Here is an 18,913-nt window from a genome sequence, read left to right as displayed (position 1 = left end):
TGCCGAGTCTTTGTGCCGGGCGTTTAGGCCCCGTTAGAACCGTGAGATCTGGTGAGTGAGCAGACCCGTCGGAACCTGCGGCGCGCCGCCGGCGACCTGCGCGGCGGGGAACAGCACGGCCACGGTAAAGTTGAACGGCTCTTTGCCCGTGTAGGTGCCGGCTGCGCGGGCCTCATCGGCCAGCAACTGCGACGCCCCGGTCAGAGCGGCGGCGTAGGCGGGGTCATCGGCCAGCGCCGGCTCCGGTGCCTGATCGAGCATGGCTCGGATGGCGGCAACAGCGTCCTCGCGCTTGACCTCCCACACGCGATGCGTAATGCCGGTGGGGTCGGTGACGGCATAGAGCGCCGCGCCCTCTTTGGCGGCGCCAAGGATGATATCCATGACGGGCGAGGCTTCGTAGGCGAGCGACACGGGGCGCGGCTGCACCTTGAGCTCGGTGATTGTACGGGCGGCTGCGGCCGCATCTGCGGAAGCTGCGTCGTCGCCCGTCAGTACGCCGACCGGGCAAATTGCCACAACGCCCGTCACGCGTCCCGGCTCTCCGGAGCATTCGTACACGTAATACGCCGCACCCGGATCCTTGAGCATGAGCCCATCGGCAATCGCACCGCGCAGGGCGTCGTTGCCGCTCAGGATGTCGCCCATCTGCGGCAGCGCCTCGAGCACACGGTCCTGAGCCGGGCGGATGCAGGGAAACGGAAGAGCTTTCATGGACAGTCCTAACGTGCGAGTCGGTTTGTTTGCGGCTTATTATGCCCCAACTTGGCTATTCGCGCCCCAGAGCGTGTTGTTGGCGAGCGCGATCAGCACCCGCTGGCAGCGAACGATATCGGCATGGGGCACATATTCGTTGGGCTTATGGGCGAGCGCGAGCGAGCCTGGGCCATAGCTCATGCAGTTGCGGTTACCCGTCTTGCCGGCAATGACGGCAGTGTCGGTGTAGCCGGTAAAGAAGCCGACGGTCGTGTCCGCGCCTGTCACGTCATCGGCGGCACGCTTGAGCGCGGCTAGAAGGGGAGAGACCGGATCGCGCTCGATGGCGGGGCGGTCGCCTGTCACGGTATAGCTTCCATGGCAACCGGGGACTGTGGCTTCGGCGCTGGCGATGGCCTGCTCTACCATGCGCGTCGCGGCGGCCGTATCGGTCGGCGGCGTCAGGCGCATATCGACCCAGACCTTGGCGCGGTCGGGCACGACATAGGGGCGATAGCCGCCCTCGATCTGTCCAAACGTGATGGTCGAAGCCCCCAGCTCATCATGTGCGGGCAGCGCTGCAAACGCATGGCGCAGCGCACAGACGGCCTCGGCCATGGCGGCGATGGCATCCGCTCCCTTCCAGGGCTGGCTCGCATGCGCCGTGACGCCGGTCATCTCGATCTCGAACCATGTGCGACCCTTGTGCGCCACCTGAATCTGTCCGTCGGTGGGCTCGGTGTCCAGCACCCATTCGCGCGAGCCGACCCAGCCGGCGTCGATGGCGGCCTCGGAGCCGCGCATAAAGTCCTCTTCGTCGACCGAGCAAATAAGCGAGAAGCCGCGGTGGGGCAGCTCGCCCTCTGCCGCCACGCGCTCGAGTGCGTGGACAAGCGCGGTAATGGCGCAAGCCAGGCCGCCCTTCATGTCGCAGGCACCGCGGCCATAGAGTTTGTCGTTGCGCACGGTCGCCCCGAGTGGCGGCGTGTCCGCGTTCCAGCCATCTCCTAGGGTGACGGTATCCATATGGCAGATGTAGACGAGTCGCGCCTCGTCGCTCACACCCGGCACGGTGACCATAAGGTTGCGGCGCCCGGGGAGTACTTCGAGCTCTGCAACCTGCACGGCATCGAGTGCAGGACTATCAAGCTGCGCCAGCTGCTGTTCAATGAGCCTCTTAATGAAGTGTTCGATCTCTCCTTCGTAGGCGCCCGGGTCCGAGCTATCAATCTTCACGAGCTCCTGCGTAAGCCGCCAGGCAAAGTTCTCATCAACCATATGTGACCTCACAATCAGTTTGCTTCCAAAACCGATTGTAAGCCACCTGGAGGATTCGCGACGTGTGCGTAGCAGTATTAACCGTTCACAGGCCGAGCCATCGCGTTTGGCGTCTGGGCAGGCTCACAAACGACGCAATGGGTACGTAGCCTTTATGGATGACATGCTGTGCGACATATCTGCCTTTCGGTATCACCGGATACCTCCGCAGGTCTTGGCAATAATGCCGGACCTGCCCGATTCTGCGGACGATCCGCGCAGGGAGCATCTTTGTGAGCACCCGCTTGTCAAGTATTTCCTGGGCACTCCGTTACACGTGTTGGCGCAGGGCCTCTGCGGGCGTAAGGGCGGCCGCATAGTCAGGCATGTTTGGAACGGGGAGAGGCCGTTTGATTCCGTGCGGCAGACAGAGTTTGGCCTTGATGTCGCGTCCCCGCTCTTTACCCTGCTGACCCTGGCTTCCTCGGTCTCAAATGAGCGCCTGATCATGTGCATGTATGAGATGTGCGGCACCTTTGCCGTGTGCAAGATTGCGCCTCAGGTAAAGTCGGCACTTGAGCAGGCGTATGGGAGCCGGTGGGGTGACGCGTGGTCGGGCTGGGAAAACGTAAAGGATACCTCGGGGAATCCAACGGACCTGTGGAAACGACCGCCCTTGATTGAGCTCTCTGAACTAACCGAGTACGTCGATAAGATCCAGGGGCTCCGCGGTGCTAAATCGTTCACGCGTGCCGCGAAATGCATTACGGGGGTTGTGGCATCGCCGCTCGAGGTCCAGGCTTCGATGCTGTTTGGCCTTACGAGGTTGCGCGGCGGCGAAGGGCTGCGCCTTACCAATAACGTCGAGATTCGCATGACGCGCAGCGCCCGCCTGATTTCGGGGCTTGATAGGCGCTACGCCGATATCTTGCTGTCAAATAAGGACGGCAGCAGAGAGTGCCTGGTTGAATGTCAAGGTAAAGCCATTCACGGATCCATAGAATCCAAGATCTCGGACTCCGATCGAACGACGGCCCTTCAAGCGATGGGATATCCTGTCGTTCTGATGACCTATGGTCAGCTGGTCGACTCCGATGCCTTCCGCGTGGTGATGGAACTCATCATGTCCTATCTCGATGTGCCGTTGAAAGACAAGACGCCGCGGCAGCAGGAGCTCGAACGGCGGCTTCGTGAGGAGATTTTTATCGATTGGGCGGGAATGTAGCCGTGCGGGTGGAAAACGGTCGCGTGAGCTAGGGTTTGGTTACGAAAAGACTTCAGTTGCTCTTTGAAATAGGCTTTAAAAATGCTATCTAGAATAAGTTGTTTCGGAAAATGGACAGTCAACTTAAATTTGGCATATAGAGATCGATTTTTACCTACTAAAGTCCCTGATAAAGCTGTTTATCAGAGCAGGTGCGCTCAGTGATTTAGGCATGACTGTCGATTATCCGAAAAAACTTATTCTGGGTAGCATTTTCAAAACCAGCCGGAGCAACGAAATCGGCCCCCGTTTCGCGAAAACGGGGGCCGAATGAGCTTCATTGCCTGTCTGGCAGGCTTGGCGCCGACGCTATTTGATCACACGTACGCGATACATCGAAGGAATCTGCTTGAGCGCCTCGATGGTGCTGCTGTCCAGGTGCTCGTCGGTGTCGAACATGGTGTAGGCGTTCTCGCCGGCGGACTCGTTGGTCATACGCTGCACGTTGGCGTTGTCCTTGGCCAGGATCGCCGTGATCTGGCCGATCATGTTGGGCACGTTGGCATGCAGGCAGGCGATGCGGCTTGCGGCGCGCGCCTTGCCCATGCTGCAGGCGGGGTAGTTGACGCTGTGCGCGATGTTGCCGTTCTCCAGGTAATCCTTGAGCTCGCTGATGGCCATATCGGCGCAGTTGGCCTCGGCCTCGCCGGTGCCGGCGCCCGAGTGCGTGGTGATAAACGTATTGGGCATCTTGACGGTCTTGGGCGTGGCAAAGTCGCAGCTAAACCAGCTCAGCTTGCCCGCGCGCAGGGCTGCGTCGACGGCGTCCTCGTCAATGATGGTCTCGCGCGCGTAGTTGATGAGCACGGCGCCCGGGGCCAGCAGGTCGATCTGCTCGGTGCTGATCATGCCGATGGTGTCGGCCTTGCTGGGCACGTGCACGGTGAGGTAGTCGCAGCCGCGGCAGAGGTCCTCGAGCGTGCCCACGCGCTGCACCTCGCGGCTCAGCACCCACGCGTGCTCGACGGAAATGAACGGATCGTAGCCGTAGACGTCCATGCCCAGATCGACGCAGGCGTTGGCGACCTTGGAACCCACGTTGCCCAGACCGATGACGCCGATGCGCTTGCCCTTGAGCTCACGGCCCACAAAGGCCTTCTTGGCCTTCTCGGCATCGACCTGAATCTCGGGGTCGTCGGCGTTGTCGCGCACCCAGTTCATCGACTGCACCACGCCGCGGCTCGAGAGCACCAGCATGCCCAGGACGAGCTCCTTGACGGCGTTGCTGTTGGCGCCGGGGGAGTTAAAGACGACGACGCCCTTCTTGGCGTACTCCTCGACGGGGATGTTGTTGACGCCGGCGCCGCAGCGGGCGATGGCGCGGATGCCCTCGGGCAGCTCGTAGCCGTGCAGGTCGGTGGAGCGCATCAGGATGGCGTCGGCCTCCTCGGCGGTGCCCACAAACTCGTAGCCCTCGCCAAACTCGACCTTGCCGTCTTTGGTTATGTCGTCGATGGTTTTGATCTTGCGCATGAAAAACTCCTTAGCGGGTTTGTTTATAACAAGTGGTTTGAAGTGGCTGGTCGGCCCGCGGGTTGCGGGCTAGTTAGATCGCGGACTCAAACTATGCTGCACTTCGAAGTCCTTCATGTACGAGGCCAGTGCCTGCACATCTTCCATGGTTACGGCGTTGTAGACGCTGGCGCGCATGCCGCCCACCAGGCGATGGCCCTTGACGTTTTGAATCTGGTGCTCGGCCGCGCCGGCGACAAAGGCCGCGTCGAGATCGGCGTCGCCGGTGCGGAAGGTTACGTTGGCGATGGAGCGGCTGTCGGCCTGCGTGGTGCCATGGAACAGCTCGCTGTGCTCGAGCAGGTCATAGAGCAGGTTGGCCTTGGCCCAGTTGCGCTCGGCCATGGCGGCGAGTCCGCCGGTCTGCTCAACCCAGCGGAATACCTTGCCGCATACGTAGATGCCAAAGGTGTTGGGCGTGTTGAGCATGGAGCCCTTGGCGGCCTGGGTCTTAAGGTCCAGGTACTGCGGCGTCTGCGCAAAGGCGGGGCCATCTGCGATGAGGTCGTCGCGCACGATGACCACGGTCACGCCCGCGGCACCGGCGTTTTTCTGCGCGCCGGCATAGATGAGTCCGTAGCGCTCAACGTCGAGCGGCTGCGACAGGAAGCAGCTCGAGACATCGGCGACCAGCGGCACATCGCCGCAAGCGGGCAGCTCGTGGTACATGGTGCCAAAGATGGTGTTGTTCTGGCAGATGTAGACGTAGTCGATCCCGTCGCCCGCGGCCTCGGCGGCAATGCGCGCGTTGATATTGGCCATGGTGGGAATGCGGTCGAAATTGGTGTCCTCGGAGCTCGCGAGCAGCACGGCCTCGCCGTACTTGGCGGCCTCCTTGTACGCCTTGTTGGCGAAGTTGCCGGTCACGACGTAGCCGGCGCGGCCGCGGCGCATGAGGTTCATGGGGATGCCCGCAAACTGCAGCGTGGCGCCGCCCTGCAAAAACAGGACGCGGTAGTTGTCGGGGATGCTCAGCAGGCGGCGCAGGGTTGCCTCGGCGTCGTCGATGATCTGCTGGTACATGCTAGATCGATGGCTCATCTCGAGCACGGACATGCCGCAACCGCGGTAGTCCATCATCTCGTCGGCGATCTCGGCGAGCACGCTTGTGGGCAGTGCGGCCGGGCCAGCTGAGAAGTTGTGCACACGTGCCATCTTCTAGTTCCCCTCGTAGTCGTTTGAACGTTCGGGATACTTTAGCACAGTGGAGCGCCAGGCGCGACCGCATCACGGTAAAACTCGACCGCGCCGCTATGATTTACAGGATGGTTGCATGGGGGAGAGGTGACCTTACCTGATGGCTCGCATCCGATCTGCCTCTGCTTTTGCCTGCTTCAAAGGACGCACGCGGCCGTTTACGAGGTCAGCGTAGCCGCGGGCGATGGAGTGCTGGACAGCCCTATGAGCTTCGTGGTGGTTGTCAATTACCGAGCCAGAAGTGTTTTGCAAGTATGGAACTTGCTTTTCAATTGGCACGCAGAGCCCCTCCTGTAATGCTTGCCCATTCAATTTATATCGATAATAGCGTGTGGGCACCTTGCGGGATTGGGGCAAGGCGACAGACCGTAGGGAAAACCTAGACTCTCGGTCGGCAGATCCGTGCATCTATGTTCACAATCGAATCATTTTGGCGGCGGTTTTGTTGTGCAATAAAAGACACTTGAGCCATAGCAGGTACTTCCAAGCGCTGTTCACCGGATGATAACGACCGTCTGCAGAAACGGCCCATTGGACAGCTTTGTTCGTTGGGTTGCGTATGTGTCTCACGGTATGATTAAAAGCACGTCATGCCAGACCGGTGTTAATAAAAGGCCAGAAATGACGGCATCAAATGCAATCGCGGCATAGGGGATGCTGATGAGCGAATCGAACTACTTGGAGAGGTTGGAGAAAACGTCCATCTCGGAGCTTAGTTTTGATGATGTACGGCTGAAGCGTTCAATTCAGAAAGCTGGCTTCTGCTACTTGCCCGATCTTTTGTCTCTTGCCGATAAAGAAATAGACGCTCGTTTTGATAGCAGATATGCCGATTCAATCATAAGGATGCGAAAGAAATACCGTGCGGCCCCCGACGACTTCGCGGCCTCCATGCTTCAGCCCAAGATGGTCGAGAATACGACGAACGTGAAAGTCCTGCCGAAAAGCCAATCTCCTCGCGAGTCAAATACCGAGACAGCGTCCTCGATAGAGCAATATGAATACGACTTGAGCCATTTTCCGCTCACACGCTCGCATGGGTTGTTTTCGGCAAAGTTGGAGGAATTTGAAGAAAGAGCTCGGGGTGCCTTTGACGACCTTGACTCAAGGTCTGAAAACGTCATGGTTTATCAGACGTTTGAGGAATTCTCGGCAGACCTTGATGAGCTCAGCGCTGCTTTTGAAGAACTCATAAAACGTTACCCGACAAAACCTCGCATTGTTCTGATGCTGATTGATAGGTGTTTGCCGAACGCATTTATGGTTTATGTTGCTGACAAGGCGCGCAGGGTTTTCAACGATCATAACTTATGGGGCAATTTCTTCGCGAGTCTTGGCATTTTCGACAGTAACGTACAGGGGCTTGTAAAGCATATTTTTATGAAACATGTTGAAGAGCGTGGAATGCCTTTGTACGGCCGTGATGAGGAAGTTAATTACTACTTCTACACCACACTCCTCCACGGAGGCTTATCGGAAGATTCTTGGTCAAACCTGTGGGAGAAATTACTTCCGCTTGCGAAAGAAGTTTCTAAAGGCAGTTTAGGTTTTGGCGGAGAGATGGACGGGCGCTCCGTTCTTAGGGAGCTAAAGAACCCTGAGAGTCGGTATGCTCCCGAAAAGGCAGTCCTTAACATTCTTGAGAAAGCGCCCGATTCAACCATTGCTCCATTATTTGAGGCGTCCATGCGCGTGGCGGCGCAAATTGTTGACACGAATAGGGTTGGAAGCCGCTACACGATGCTATCTAGTTTCGGTCTGCCTGAAGCTGCAATGCAGGCCCTTCGTGACAATCAAGAGCGTGTGCAGCCCTTGGCGACCGGAGGAAGGGCTGCTGCTGAGACGCAAGAGCGGAGAAGTGGCACCCACCGATTGATCTATCTTCCGATTGCCAGTTTGCAGCTGGATTTATCTGAGGGTGTTGTGACCATGCGCTGGCCGCGCCAACAGTTCCCGCTGCATTTTGCTGGTGACAAGATTGACTATTATGTTGACGGCGAGCTAAAGGCAAGCTCTGAATTCGATATGAGTGTCGGAAAATGCATTTTGAATGCCGTCAGTATTGCCGTTAACCCTCGGGCTCGTTACGACGTGGAATTGAAGCTCATGCAGAAAGATGAGCGAGCGGGTGACTACATCGAGCTTAGCTCTTTGAGCCAGTCGTTCAGCAGGAACAAGCCCGGTTGTTTTGAATTTATAAAGGACGCTAAGGGCTTCTATCGCTTGCGTGGCAAGAACGAGCGGTTAACGAAAAAGCGTCGTATCGCATACATTGTTAAAGACGGATACAAGATCGTTCCCGGGCAAGGCATGAAAGCCGTTTCGGAGTATGAGGCTTCTGGCGATTGGAACGATAACCAGATTTATATCTACGACGTTGAGCCCGGTTCGGCAGGTTCGGTTGTTGACGAGCTTACGGGCGAGGAAGTTGCCGTTTGGCAAGAACGTTATGTCGCAAAGGTTGATAAGCATCGCATTATCGGAGAAACGAGCGACGGCGTTGACTTGTATGGGTGCGTTCCGAACGAACTCAATACCAGCGACGGCCTGCCCTCTGTGAGCATTGAAGCGCTTGATGGCGCGAGCGCCCTAAAAGACTTGGACATCATGTGCTGCTGCGATGGCGAGCTGGTGTCGATGCCTCGTTGCGCCATATATGAGGACGATACTGAAAATTCAGGTATTGCAAGAATAGAACTCAATCTCTCAAAAACGAGTCTATTCAGTTGGCATATTGAAGAATGCGTCCTAGAGGCGAGGCAGAAATCTGCCGGTGGTAAGGTTGTTTTCCGCTACCGATTCGCAGTGGTACCCATACAAGAATTTAGGCCTCTGTCCATCAGCATTGATCACGGGCGTGCTGTAGCTGAATATGGTTTCCAGGCGTGCCTTCCCATTGATGTTGTGCGTATTCGTGAAGAGGCTGATATGGCAGGCGAATGCGACAGTCCCGATTCTCTCAATGCGTGGGAGCGGTATGAAGCGAAGGCTCTCCTGAAGGATGAGTTCTTGCGCGTTCGCATCCGATCGAAAGGGAGTGGCAAAGAAACTGATGCCAAGCTGGCCCTTGCTGCAATAGATGTTGACATACCAGATAGACTAGCGAATCTATCCGAAGAGCGTCCAATCTGTTTGGCGGATGCGCTAGAGCTCGGTCCTAGCGCGGCAAACTTTAAGATTGTCTCCTATGGTTGGAGGTATAACAGGGCCGTGCTGGCGTTACTCGGTTCAAGACCCCTTTTCTTCAAGGCACTCAAGCAGCCTGGCGAATACGGATTCAATCTTTTTAGGCATGCAAGTCTCTTACAACAAGCTGATAATAAGGCGCCCATCCGCCTTCCCTTGAAGCTGTCCCTGTGGTATGGCGATGACGTGTCAACGGGAGAACTGAAGCCGGCCTGGACTGATGTTCAAATGCTTGACTGCGCTGAAGGGCTCGGCATTAACGGCTGGAAGTTATTGCCGGCCGATTCTCTTGGGTATGTCCTTCGGTTCGAAGGCAAGCCCTTATGCGACATTCATTTCAGGTTTTTTGGACTTTCCAAGTATAAGGAAAGAGGCGAAAAGCCGATTGCTACGGCCTTTGCGGAAAAGGGCTCTGCGGAGGTCGCCCTTCCATCAAGCGTGGTGAGGCAGCTGGGCAACAAGAGAGAGGTCGCAGTTGAAATGTCACCGAGCGACTTCTTTGGAGACCCTCGGCGAGAATACGCGACCAGTATCATTCTTAAATAGCGGGAGCAAATAATGACGGATGTAAAAGAATTCAACCCCATTGAGACTGCGCGCAAAGTGGAGGACTCTTATCGTGAATACATTGCCACTACTATTCACTTTGATGACGCGGATTTGCAGAAGCAGCTTGAGACGATTCTCTGCGAGCCGGGATATCTTGCAAAGGGACCGTTTCTTGAGGCGGCGCCTCCGTACCGCAAGGATAAAACTGTGGCCGACCTGGTGGACGAGGGGTTTCTCTGCAAGGGCATGATGAGTTTAGGCGGCGGAGAGGCACGTAATTTTGACCCCTATCGCCCCTTATATGTGCATCAAGTTAAGGCTATTGAAAAGAGCGTTGCCGGGTGTAATTACGCCGTCGTTACGGGCACGGGTTCGGGTAAGACTGAGTGCTTCTTGCTTCCGATTCTGAATGACATCCTCTCAGAATTTGAAAAGAGTGGGCGCTCCGCTGGCGTCCGTGCCATGATTCTTTACCCGATGAACGCCCTTGCAAACGATCAGCTTAAACGATTGCGCCAGTTGCTGAAGGGGACCGATATTACCTTCGGGCGTTATACCGGCGACACAGAGGAGAAAGAGTCCGTGGCTCTCCGTAAGTGGAAAGACGAAAACCCGGATCAAACCAGACTGCCAAATGAAATCATCTCTCGCGAGAAAATACGTGAGAATCCACCCAACATTTTGCTTACAAACTACTCTATGCTTGAGTATCTCCTTCTACGTCCGGAGGATGCGCCGCTGTTCGAAGGGGCATTTGGTGCAAACTGGCGGCATATCGCCATCGATGAGGCGCACGTTTATTCGGGCGCGCTTGGCACCGAAATCGCATATTTGCTGCGTCGAGTAAAGGCTCGTATCGAATCGGAAACGGGGGAGCTGCCCAAGCTTCATTGTTACGCAACTTCCGCAACAATCGGCTCGGAAGAAGATATGCCGAAGGTGGCTAAATTTGCTCGGGATCTTTTTGGCGAGCCTTTCTCGGGTGATCCCGCAGATCTCGATGTCATCACGAGCGAGAAAGATCAGCCCCAAGATGCTCTTGATGAAAAGCCTTGGGGCACGCTTTCTCTAGACACTTGGGCGGAACTTCGCAGGGAACTTTCCGATCCTGAAAACGTAAACGTAGAAGACATTCGCAGCACACTCGCATCTGGTGGAGCTCCTGAAGAGGTTGTAGCGAGACTAGACGGCGAGTCCCCCCTAATGGGACTAGGAAAGATCCTTCTGGGTGAATCGTCTGCGGCAAAACTGGTGAGACGCTGCGAGCGTCTTTTCGACCTCACTGATCTTGACACCATTGAGGAGCTTGAGATCGAAGGGCTCACGGGAGATAAGAGAGGTGTGGAAATCCTCACTGCCATGGTTGAGGTGCTTTCCTCTGCGCAGCGCTCCAAGGATGTCCCCATTCTTACGAGTCGCTACCATTCCTTCTTGCGTGCTCCTGAGGGCATCTATTTAAATCTGCATACACGTAAGCTGACTCCTCACAAAACGATTGCGGAGCATTATGACGATGTAAACGATACTCCTGTATATGAGGTGTCGGTCTGTCGCCACTGTGGGCAGGCATACATCCTTGGTGAGGAGAGCTCCGATCCCGAGGTGAAGACTGCGTGGCTTAGTCCTCGACATGAAGGAACGGATTCCGACGACGAATTTCTTCCGAGGGTCTATTACCGTCTTCTCTCTGACGAATCGGAGAGAGATCCCGATGAGAAGATCCAATGGCTGTGCCCGATATGCGGGTCTTTGTATCATGAAGCCGAGGGTGGTGCTCATCGTTTCGAGCATGAGATTGTCGCCCGCATCCCAATTGCGCTCAACCAAAACGAGAAAAAACAAGCAGATGAGGCAGAAGCGCGTTGTCGCCATTGTGGATATCAGTCCGTTGTGGCAATTCAGCCTATGCGCGTTTCGCCTGAAGCTGCAGGCAGTGTCGTTTGCTACGATTTAGTCAGGGATATTCCTCCTTTTGATGAGGAGGCTGACGAGGATGATTTGTTTGCAGACCTCGATGAAGAACGCAGGGCCGGAAGTGTTATTTGCTTCTCGGACAAGCGCCAGGACGCGGCTTTCTTCGCGCCCGCATTGGACAGAACTTATGGAAACATCACACGTCGTCAGCTGATAAGAGAAGCGGTGGAGGCTCTGTCTCGCGACGGTGAAGGCTGTAAGCCGAGCTCAGTTATTGATTGGATAACAAGTGTTGCAAAGAGGCGATATCCGGGGGTCTTGGGTTCCAACAAGAGGGGCCAGGCGACGGCCTGGGTTCTCGATGAGCTTGCGGCCGAGGATTCGCGGAACAGCCTTGAAGGCCTTGGCGTTGTAAGGATCGAGCCTACTGAATTTAACAAGGGGTTTTCCCATCCTGGGGCGAAAAAGCTTGTCGCAAGGCAAGTGGATATACTTAATGCCGATGGGGCCACCTGGCTTTCATGCGAAGACTACATTTTGTTTGCAAGGACCTGTCTTGAACTGCTCCGAGAGAAAAACGTTATCGAGGTTCCTGAAGGGGTCCCTGAACTAAGAAACAATCATGAGAAGCGCGGCAACCTTGTCGTGCTTGAGAGCGACAGCTCTGCGTCAAAGGATATTGTTCAGTTTGCGGGAGATGCGGTACGTGGTACAGAAAATAAGCGCAGCGCCTTTATTCGCAAGTACGTCAAAAGGGTCCACGGTATCGAGCTGACCCGTGAGGACGTTCGCCCGATTCTGCAAAGTCTATTCCAGTTTATGGGGGAGTATCTAAGTTGCAAGCTATTTAGGGGCGAAGGATATCTGATCGATTCGCGTGAACACTTTAGGCTTGGCAGAGATATTTGGACTATGTATCCGCATTCCAACGATGATATTGTCTATCGTTGTGATGCGTGCGGATGTGAGACTCACCTGGATACGCATGGTGTTTGCATGACAACGAAATGCAACGGCACGATGGTGAAAATGAGCTTCGCAGAGGCAAGAGGCAAAGACCGCTACTATAAAACGGTATATCAAGATGAGGCGCTTCCTCTCAAAATCGAAGAGCATACGGCGCAGCTGTCTTCTAAAAAGGCCAGGGAAATACAGAGCGATTTTATTAAGGGCGACGTTAATGTTTTGAGTTGCACAACGACATTTGAGCTGGGTGTAGACGTCGGTGATTTGAGGGCAATCTTTATGAGAAATGTTCCGCCCAGCACTGCAAACTACACACAGCGTGCTGGACGCGTTGGACGCCGCGCTGGCAAGCCTGGATATGCCATCACATTTGCTCGCTTGCGGCCCCATGATGTCGCGTACTTTGAGGACCCAGCCAAGATAATTGGCGGCAACACGAGAGTGCCAATGTGTTATCTGAATAACGATGCCATTGCGATACGGCATGTTTTCGCTGTCGCTATGTCTGAGTTCTTTCGCTACGCGAGCCGGAGCTTGGGTAAAGACTACTCTCATGGATACAACGACTTTATGGATCTTTCTAAATCGGAGCCGGAAGGCCTCGAAGATCTTCGCCGCTTCCTTGCATCGCGGCCAAAGAGTGTCTATGAACAGCTCGTCCGCGTTGTTCCGCAAGGCATGCCTGTGGCGGAAGAAGTTGGCGTAAACGAGTGGGGGTGGATAGCAAAGCTCGTTGGGCCAATCGATTCGGCTGAGAATGGAGGCGGTGGCAGGCTTCTCCTTGCACATAGCCTTAAGCATGCTGATTTTGAGCGTGTTCAGGATGGTATTGAGCTGAATATGGGCGTCAACGACATTCTCGCATCCAAGCTTTTAAAGTCTAGGGATGCACTCAAGAAGGAGAGAACTATCGCAATTCTTGCCGAGAACGGAGTATTGCCTAAGTACGGGTTTCCGACTGATCTCGTAGAGCTCCATCTTCTTGATATTGAGAATTCTGTAGGTGAGAACAGGCTCGAGCTTTCTAGGGGTATGCGTCAAGCCATTAGGGAATATGCACCGGGGGCGGAAATCGTTGCCGGCAAGACGCTTTGGAAGTCCGTCGGACTCAGAAAGCCGAAAGGGCAAGAGTTGCGAAAGCGCAGGTATGGAAAGTGCCCAAATTGCGAAACATTTGTATGGCCCATTGAAAACTACAGTGATAAAGGCGAGTGCCCCGTTTGCCATACCGAGTTTGCTCTCGAAAAGAATATGCTCATACCTTCCTATGGTTTTGTCGGCACAGAAAACAAAAAAGGCATCGGGCTTAGAAGGCCGAGGCCAAAGGGGTATGCATCGGTGCACTTTAGCCAGCACTGGCCTAACGAGACTGCGACCGGAGAGTTTTGTTTACCTGGCGGTGCGGTGAAAGTAAAATATGCCGAAAACGGGCAACTTTGTGTGCTCAATAGCCCTGCTAAGGGTTTCCAAGTCTGCTCTTACTGCAATCGCGCTGCTGTTGGTGGAGAGAAGATTCAACATGCCTACTGGTGCGAGAAGAGCGGCGCTGCTCCAAAGATTAATAGGTTCAGCGCACTGGGTACGGCATTTGTGAGCGACGTTCTCGAGCTCGTATTTGATTTTGATGCGGCGACGGTTTGCTGCGATGGCGACTGGGAAGCTGTGATGTGGGCGCTGGTTACCGCTGCGGCTAAAATCCTTGAGGTTCCCGAGACCGAACTCGGAGGGACTACATACAAAAATGATGCAGGCAGCTTCTCAATACTCATCTATGATGACGTGCCTGGAGGAGCCGGTCATGTGCGCCAGCTCAGCAAAGAGGTGGCGGAACTAATTGAAGAGGCATATAAGGTCGTAGACGGTCATTGCGGATGCGGTGAAGAAACTTGCTGCTACGGTTGTATTGCAAATTATTACAACCAAGCTGTGCAGGCGAATCTTTCTCGAGGCGCTGCAAAGCGAATTTTGGGGACTCTTCTTGCTGTATCGCCTTCCGTTTGTTCTGCCGGCAATGCCGATGAGGATAAAGAACTCGATTGCGAGCCGGATTCCTCGGACTCGGTTGCTGGGTTTGAGCTATATGCCTCTGATGATGGCGCAAACAACAAGGCGCTATCGTTGGCCGAAGCGATGAAACTGTCAATCCAATCTGGTTCTACGGATGAATGGGCCGAGCTGGTTTGCGAGATGGCGAGCTACGATCCGCATTTGCGTTGGGAGACTCCGGACAAAGACGTGGATCTATCTAATGCTAGCGGCGACAGCGCTTACGCCACGTTTGTTTGGCGTAAGTCCAAGGTCATTCTTCTTGATGAAGAAGCGGCGAGCGATTTCAAAGATGTATTTGGGCCTGCTTGGCGCAACATTTCGGGTTGGAGCCTGTTTGTCGTTGGCGAGTGCTCCGCCAAAGATGTGATGGACGAGATTTATAAAGAGGCGTAGCTGTGGCTGCAAGAATGATACCGAGCCTTGGCCCGGCTGAATACGACGATCGGAGCCGTGAGGGGGAGATTTATTACGCGCTGAGCAAGCTTCCCGATGATTTTACGGTTATCCATTCATACAAGATGTTGGATGTTGTGGATGGAAACGCTATTGAGCAGAGGGAAGCCGATTTCGTCGTGTTTAATCGCAGGCTCGGTATCCTTGTCATCGAGGCGAAGGCGGGAAAGATTCGCTGCGAAAACGGCGAGTGGCTATACGGTAGCGGCATATCGATGAGGAGGCATGGAGGGCCTTATCGGCAGGCGGATAGCATCAAATGGAAGCTCATTAATCGCTTTGAGGATGTAGGGTTAGGAGAGCTTTGCGGTAGGTGCAAGGTTGCTCATGCGGTTTGGCTTCCGTCCCTGGGGGCACATGAACTTGGCTTTATTGATTACTCCCCCGAGGCTTCTCGCGATATTACTCTGTGCAAGACAGACCTTGGAGATCCAACTGCTCAAATAGTTCGCATCATGAGTATGGAAGTCGGGGGAAGGGAGACGAGACTCTCCAAGACCGAGGCTCAAGAGGTCTTGCATAAAGTGCTCTTGCCGGAGTTCGATATCGTCCCGACGAATTCGGTGGACTATCGATATAACGACTTCGTGTTCGCAAGGCTGCTGGACTCGCAAGCTCGCGTGTTGAATTTCATAAAGGATCAGAAGACAGCGGTAATTAACGGGGCGGCAGGAACTGGCAAAACTCTCATTGCAATTGAGAGAGCTAGGCAGGCCGCCTGTACGGGCAGGGTTCTCTTTTTGTGCTTTAACTCGCTTTTGAAGGAAGAGATTACTAGAAGGTGCGACGATGTCCCGGAAATTGACGTCTATACAATTCCGGGCTACGCCTGCAAGGTCTGCAATTCTCTCGAGCCAAACTACGCCAGCCTGACCGAAGAACTCATGGAGCACCCTGACTCGTTTCCCTATCAGCACATCGTAATAGATGAAGGCCAAGACTTTGGCCTCAAACCCATTGAAGATGCGATGGTGCTCGAAACCTTGCGTTCTATCGTGGACTCGAGGCCGGAAAGCACGATGTACCTCTTCTACGACAAAAGGCAGTTTGTCCAAGGCTCAACTATGCCCAGCTTCCTTATGGATGCCGATTGCAAGCTAACGCTTTATGTAAACTGCCGGAATACGGAGGCTATCGAGAGGTCTTCCTTGAGTGCTCTTGGTGAGGCGCATGGTTTTAGAATGCAGGTTATGGCTAGGCTCGGAAAACCTCCATTGCTTATGATTGATTGTGACGCCGCCGCGCAAGAGGCATTTGTGGATAAGCACATTGATCTACTCAAGAACGCTGGTATTAATGACATTGTGGTTATCACATGCAAGACACTGGAAAACTCTAAGCTGTCGAGTTGTTTCACTGGCGATCTGAGCTTAAAGAGATGGAAAGGTCAGAAGGTTCCCGTCCATACGGTGAGGAAGTTCAAGGGGATGGAGGCTGCTGCGGTAATTATGATTGATGTTGATCAAGCCTTATGGGAACAGCCGTCCATGAGCTACATGCCTGAGCCTGGAACTCTGTTTTATACGGCTGCTTCGAGGGCACGGCATGAGCTTAGAATTGTTTGCGACATGAATGGGGATGACTGCAACCATGCGCTCGTGGCGATGGGTGAAAAAGCGAATAGGCGCCCCGCCAAGAAGCTCGCAAATGTTCTGGGAGCAGTATTGGTTGGATAGGGCGCCGGCGCGCCCCACCGCCCTTTGTGAATCCGAGATTGTTTCCTAGGAGCTTCGCTGCTGCTTTCGTTGCTATTCATGTCATGTGTGGGCGCCAGCCTATATCACCGGGATATACCGCGACAAATACTCCTTGAGTGCGGGGTCGCACACATAGAGATACGTTCCCAGCATGCCACGCGTCATGAGGACATAGTAGGCGTTGACGATAATCTTCCGTAGCTCATCTTCGCTCGCCTTTTTCTTTGCGACAGCATCTTTGAAGTTCGCTTTGTTAACGCAGACGGCTCCTTTATCGGTGTCGTAGTAAATGTCTGGCCCCAGAATGACGAATCCGTAATTGAGGTCGTAGCCCTGCACCGTGTGGATGCATCCAACCTCGTTGACGGCGTTGGCAGAATTAACCCAATCCTTTTGGGTTGAGTTCCAACGTTTGGGAATGCCCTCGATGACGATGTCGAACGCGTCTTTGTGTTTCTTCGTTTCCCACTTCCACGCAAAACCTGCCGTCATGCGGGATAGACCAACTTCTTCTTCCTTGGCTTGCTGCAGGGAACAGAAATCCTCAAATCGGTCGACGATTCCAAACTGGTATCTGGGGATATCGCTGTCCGGATCCCCGGCTCGCGAATCGTAAGGCTCCGATGAAAAGAGTTCGTTGAACTTCATGCCGGTATGCATAAACGCCTTGTTGTTGAGTAAGTCATAGACAAAATCGAGGTATTCGTCACCACCGCGTACGCGCATTTGTGTGCTTAGGCTGAACTCTTCAGTTTCAATGCCTGCTTCTTCGAGCTGATTGAGTCGCTGCTCAAGGCCGTCTCGATTGAGGCCGGATGCCCTGACTTGCTGCTTGGGGTCATAAAACAGATATGCCTTGTCGCAGCATTTGAATATCCAGTCAACTTGGTTGCTCGTATGTGGGAGGCCGAGACGATCGCAGGTGTTATAGAAGGCCTTGATGCCGGAGCCCATGCTTAGATAATTACCTAGTCGATGTGCTTCGTCGACAAGCAGGATGTCATACCGATCGTTTTTGGTAACATCGCTGGGGCTCAAGATATCGCCAGGCTTTAACCCTGGAAGGAAGTGCGTGAGTTTCCTGAGGGTCTTCTTCAGGGAATCCATGGGGGTGACAAAACCGACTCGCAGGCCGGAAAGGTTGGGCTCATTTTTGATTTTGAACATGAGACTGATGGCGAGGATTGTTTTACCTGTTCCCGGTGCGCCATTCACGACGGTTATACGTTCTCTTTTTGAGCCGCCATGTTTTGCGTCTTCATGCTCCTGTTCGAGACGTTTAAAAATCGTCTCGATCGTTTCGTATTGGTCGGGCGTAAGCGTCTTGAAAGGTGAGAACTTGAACAGATCGGAGTTCTCGAGCTCTTCAATCGGATGAATCGCGTAGTTTTCTTCGCGAAGCTTTGTCCAGAGGTCTCGGAACTTCTGGCGATATTGAGGCCGCTCAAAATAATCGAATTGGGCATAGCCGTTGTTGGCATTGGTGACCTGGTATTTTTCGTCGGCACAGAACAGCTCAATAAGTCGATTCTCGAACTCGAACGTTGCGGATTGGTTGAAGGTGGGATTGTCGATCAGAAGGGTCCGGTCGAAGTCCTTGTCCACGTTTGCAGCGTGTTGTTTCATACGGCGCTGGTAGTTGGTTGTTTGGCCGATGTATGCCGTCTTGTTTCTGCTGTTGGTAAGAATGTAAAGGACGGGCCAACTCTCGTCATGATGGGCTCCAGGCTTTGGCGTTCCAAAGTCCTGAAGTGATTCGCTTGTCTCAAAGGGCTGGGGCAGGGGAAGCGTGTATTGCCGAAGGGCGAACTCATTACTCATGATGGTCCGCCTTTCTGTATTCGTTAGATGATGCGTCGACGGGATAGCGCTCGCCATTGCGCTTGAGCTTGGACGAAAGCGCCGCTGGCAGGTCGATTTCATTTAAATCTGCGAAACGCAGAAGGAAAAGGAGCGTGTCGGCGACTTCGTCTTCGATGACTTGGCGCTGCTCGGTGTCTTCGAACATTTCTGCAATGCGCTCGTCGCTCATAAAACGAAAGAGCTGAAGGAGCTCGGAGGACTCAGTCGCCATGCCGATGGCAAGCTCTTTTGGCGTGTGATATTTGCGCCAGTCGCGTGCATCACAATAGTCCCTGACTTGTTCCGTCATGGCATCGAGCTTATCCATCGT

General features: G+C 54.3%; 10 protein-coding genes. 4 read left to right on the top strand and 6 right to left on the bottom strand.

From position 1 onward, the window contains the following. Window positions 1-33 precede the first annotated feature (33 nt). Both ACQRAP_RS00265 and ACQRAP_RS00260 read right to left on the bottom strand, forming a co-directional pair. Complete coding sequence (locus ACQRAP_RS00265; RefSeq protein WP_427794602.1) at window positions 34-714, bottom strand: DUF1015 family protein; 681 nt, start codon at window positions 712-714, stop codon at window positions 34-36. A 39-nt stretch (window positions 715-753) separates the two neighbouring features. After that, window positions 754-1,974, bottom strand: a complete 1,221-nt coding sequence (locus tag ACQRAP_RS00260) for a M20 family metallopeptidase (protein WP_427794601.1) — start codon at window positions 1,972-1,974, stop codon at window positions 754-756. Window positions 1,975-2,371: 397 nt separating this feature from the next. On the opposite strand from ACQRAP_RS00260, the gene ACQRAP_RS00255 reads away from it, so the two are divergent. Beyond that, on the top strand, window positions 2,372-3,178 hold the full coding sequence (locus ACQRAP_RS00255) for a hypothetical protein (RefSeq protein WP_427794600.1): 807 nt from the start codon (window positions 2,372-2,374) through the stop codon (window positions 3,176-3,178). A 348-nt stretch (window positions 3,179-3,526) separates the two neighbouring features. Here the strand turns inward: ACQRAP_RS00255 and ACQRAP_RS00250 are convergent, their stop codons facing one another. Together ACQRAP_RS00250 and serC are read right to left on the bottom strand one after the other, a co-directional pair. After that, entirely contained in the window at window positions 3,527-4,690 is a 1,164-nt protein-coding gene (locus ACQRAP_RS00250) for a phosphoglycerate dehydrogenase (RefSeq protein ID WP_195544739.1), read from the bottom strand. Window positions 4,691-4,759: 69 nt separating this feature from the next. Beyond that, window positions 4,760-5,884 carry a 3-phosphoserine/phosphohydroxythreonine transaminase gene (serC, locus tag ACQRAP_RS00245; RefSeq protein ID WP_427794599.1) on the bottom strand — a complete coding sequence of 375 codons (1,125 nt, stop codon included), beginning with the start codon at window positions 5,882-5,884 and terminating at the stop codon, window positions 4,760-4,762. 702 nt (window positions 5,885-6,586) lie between these two features. Between serC and ACQRAP_RS00240 the strand changes: the two genes are divergently transcribed. From ACQRAP_RS00240 to ACQRAP_RS00230, 3 genes are read left to right on the top strand one after another with little or no spacing between them, the layout of a single operon-like run. Continuing rightward, the gene (locus tag ACQRAP_RS00240) at window positions 6,587-9,658 is read left to right on the top strand and encodes a hypothetical protein (protein WP_427727991.1); all 3,072 of its coding nucleotides are present in this window, start codon (window positions 6,587-6,589) and stop codon (window positions 9,656-9,658) included. Between the two features lie 12 nt (window positions 9,659-9,670). After that, window positions 9,671-14,983 carry a DEAD/DEAH box helicase gene (locus ACQRAP_RS00235; protein ID WP_427727989.1) on the top strand — a complete coding sequence of 1,771 codons (5,313 nt, stop codon included), beginning with the start codon at window positions 9,671-9,673 and terminating at the stop codon, window positions 14,981-14,983. A gap of 2 nt (window positions 14,984-14,985) precedes the next feature. Then, window positions 14,986-16,719 (top strand): ATP-binding domain-containing protein, encoded by a 1,734-nt coding sequence (locus ACQRAP_RS00230; protein ID WP_427727988.1) that lies wholly within the window; start codon window positions 14,986-14,988, stop codon window positions 16,717-16,719. Window positions 16,720-16,818: 99 nt separating this feature from the next. On the opposite strand, the gene ACQRAP_RS00225 is transcribed toward ACQRAP_RS00230, so the two are convergent. Both ACQRAP_RS00225 and ACQRAP_RS00220 read right to left on the bottom strand, forming a co-directional pair. Beyond that, entirely contained in the window at window positions 16,819-18,561 is a 1,743-nt protein-coding gene (locus ACQRAP_RS00225; protein WP_427727986.1) for a DNA/RNA helicase domain-containing protein, read from the bottom strand. Continuing rightward, window positions 18,554-18,910, bottom strand: coding sequence for a nucleotide pyrophosphohydrolase (locus ACQRAP_RS00220; RefSeq protein WP_427727984.1), 357 nt, complete (start codon window positions 18,908-18,910; stop codon window positions 18,554-18,556). Before ACQRAP_RS00220 ends, ACQRAP_RS00225 begins: the two co-directional genes overlap by 8 nt. Window positions 18,911-18,913: the final 3 nt, after the last annotated feature.

It is taken from the genome of Collinsella sp. SGI.180 (assembly GCF_050313455.1).
GTDB lineage: Bacteria > Actinomycetota > Coriobacteriia > Coriobacteriales > Coriobacteriaceae > Collinsella.
Note: the sequence above shows the minus strand (reverse complement) of the source record. Positions and strands in the feature narration are given on the sequence as shown.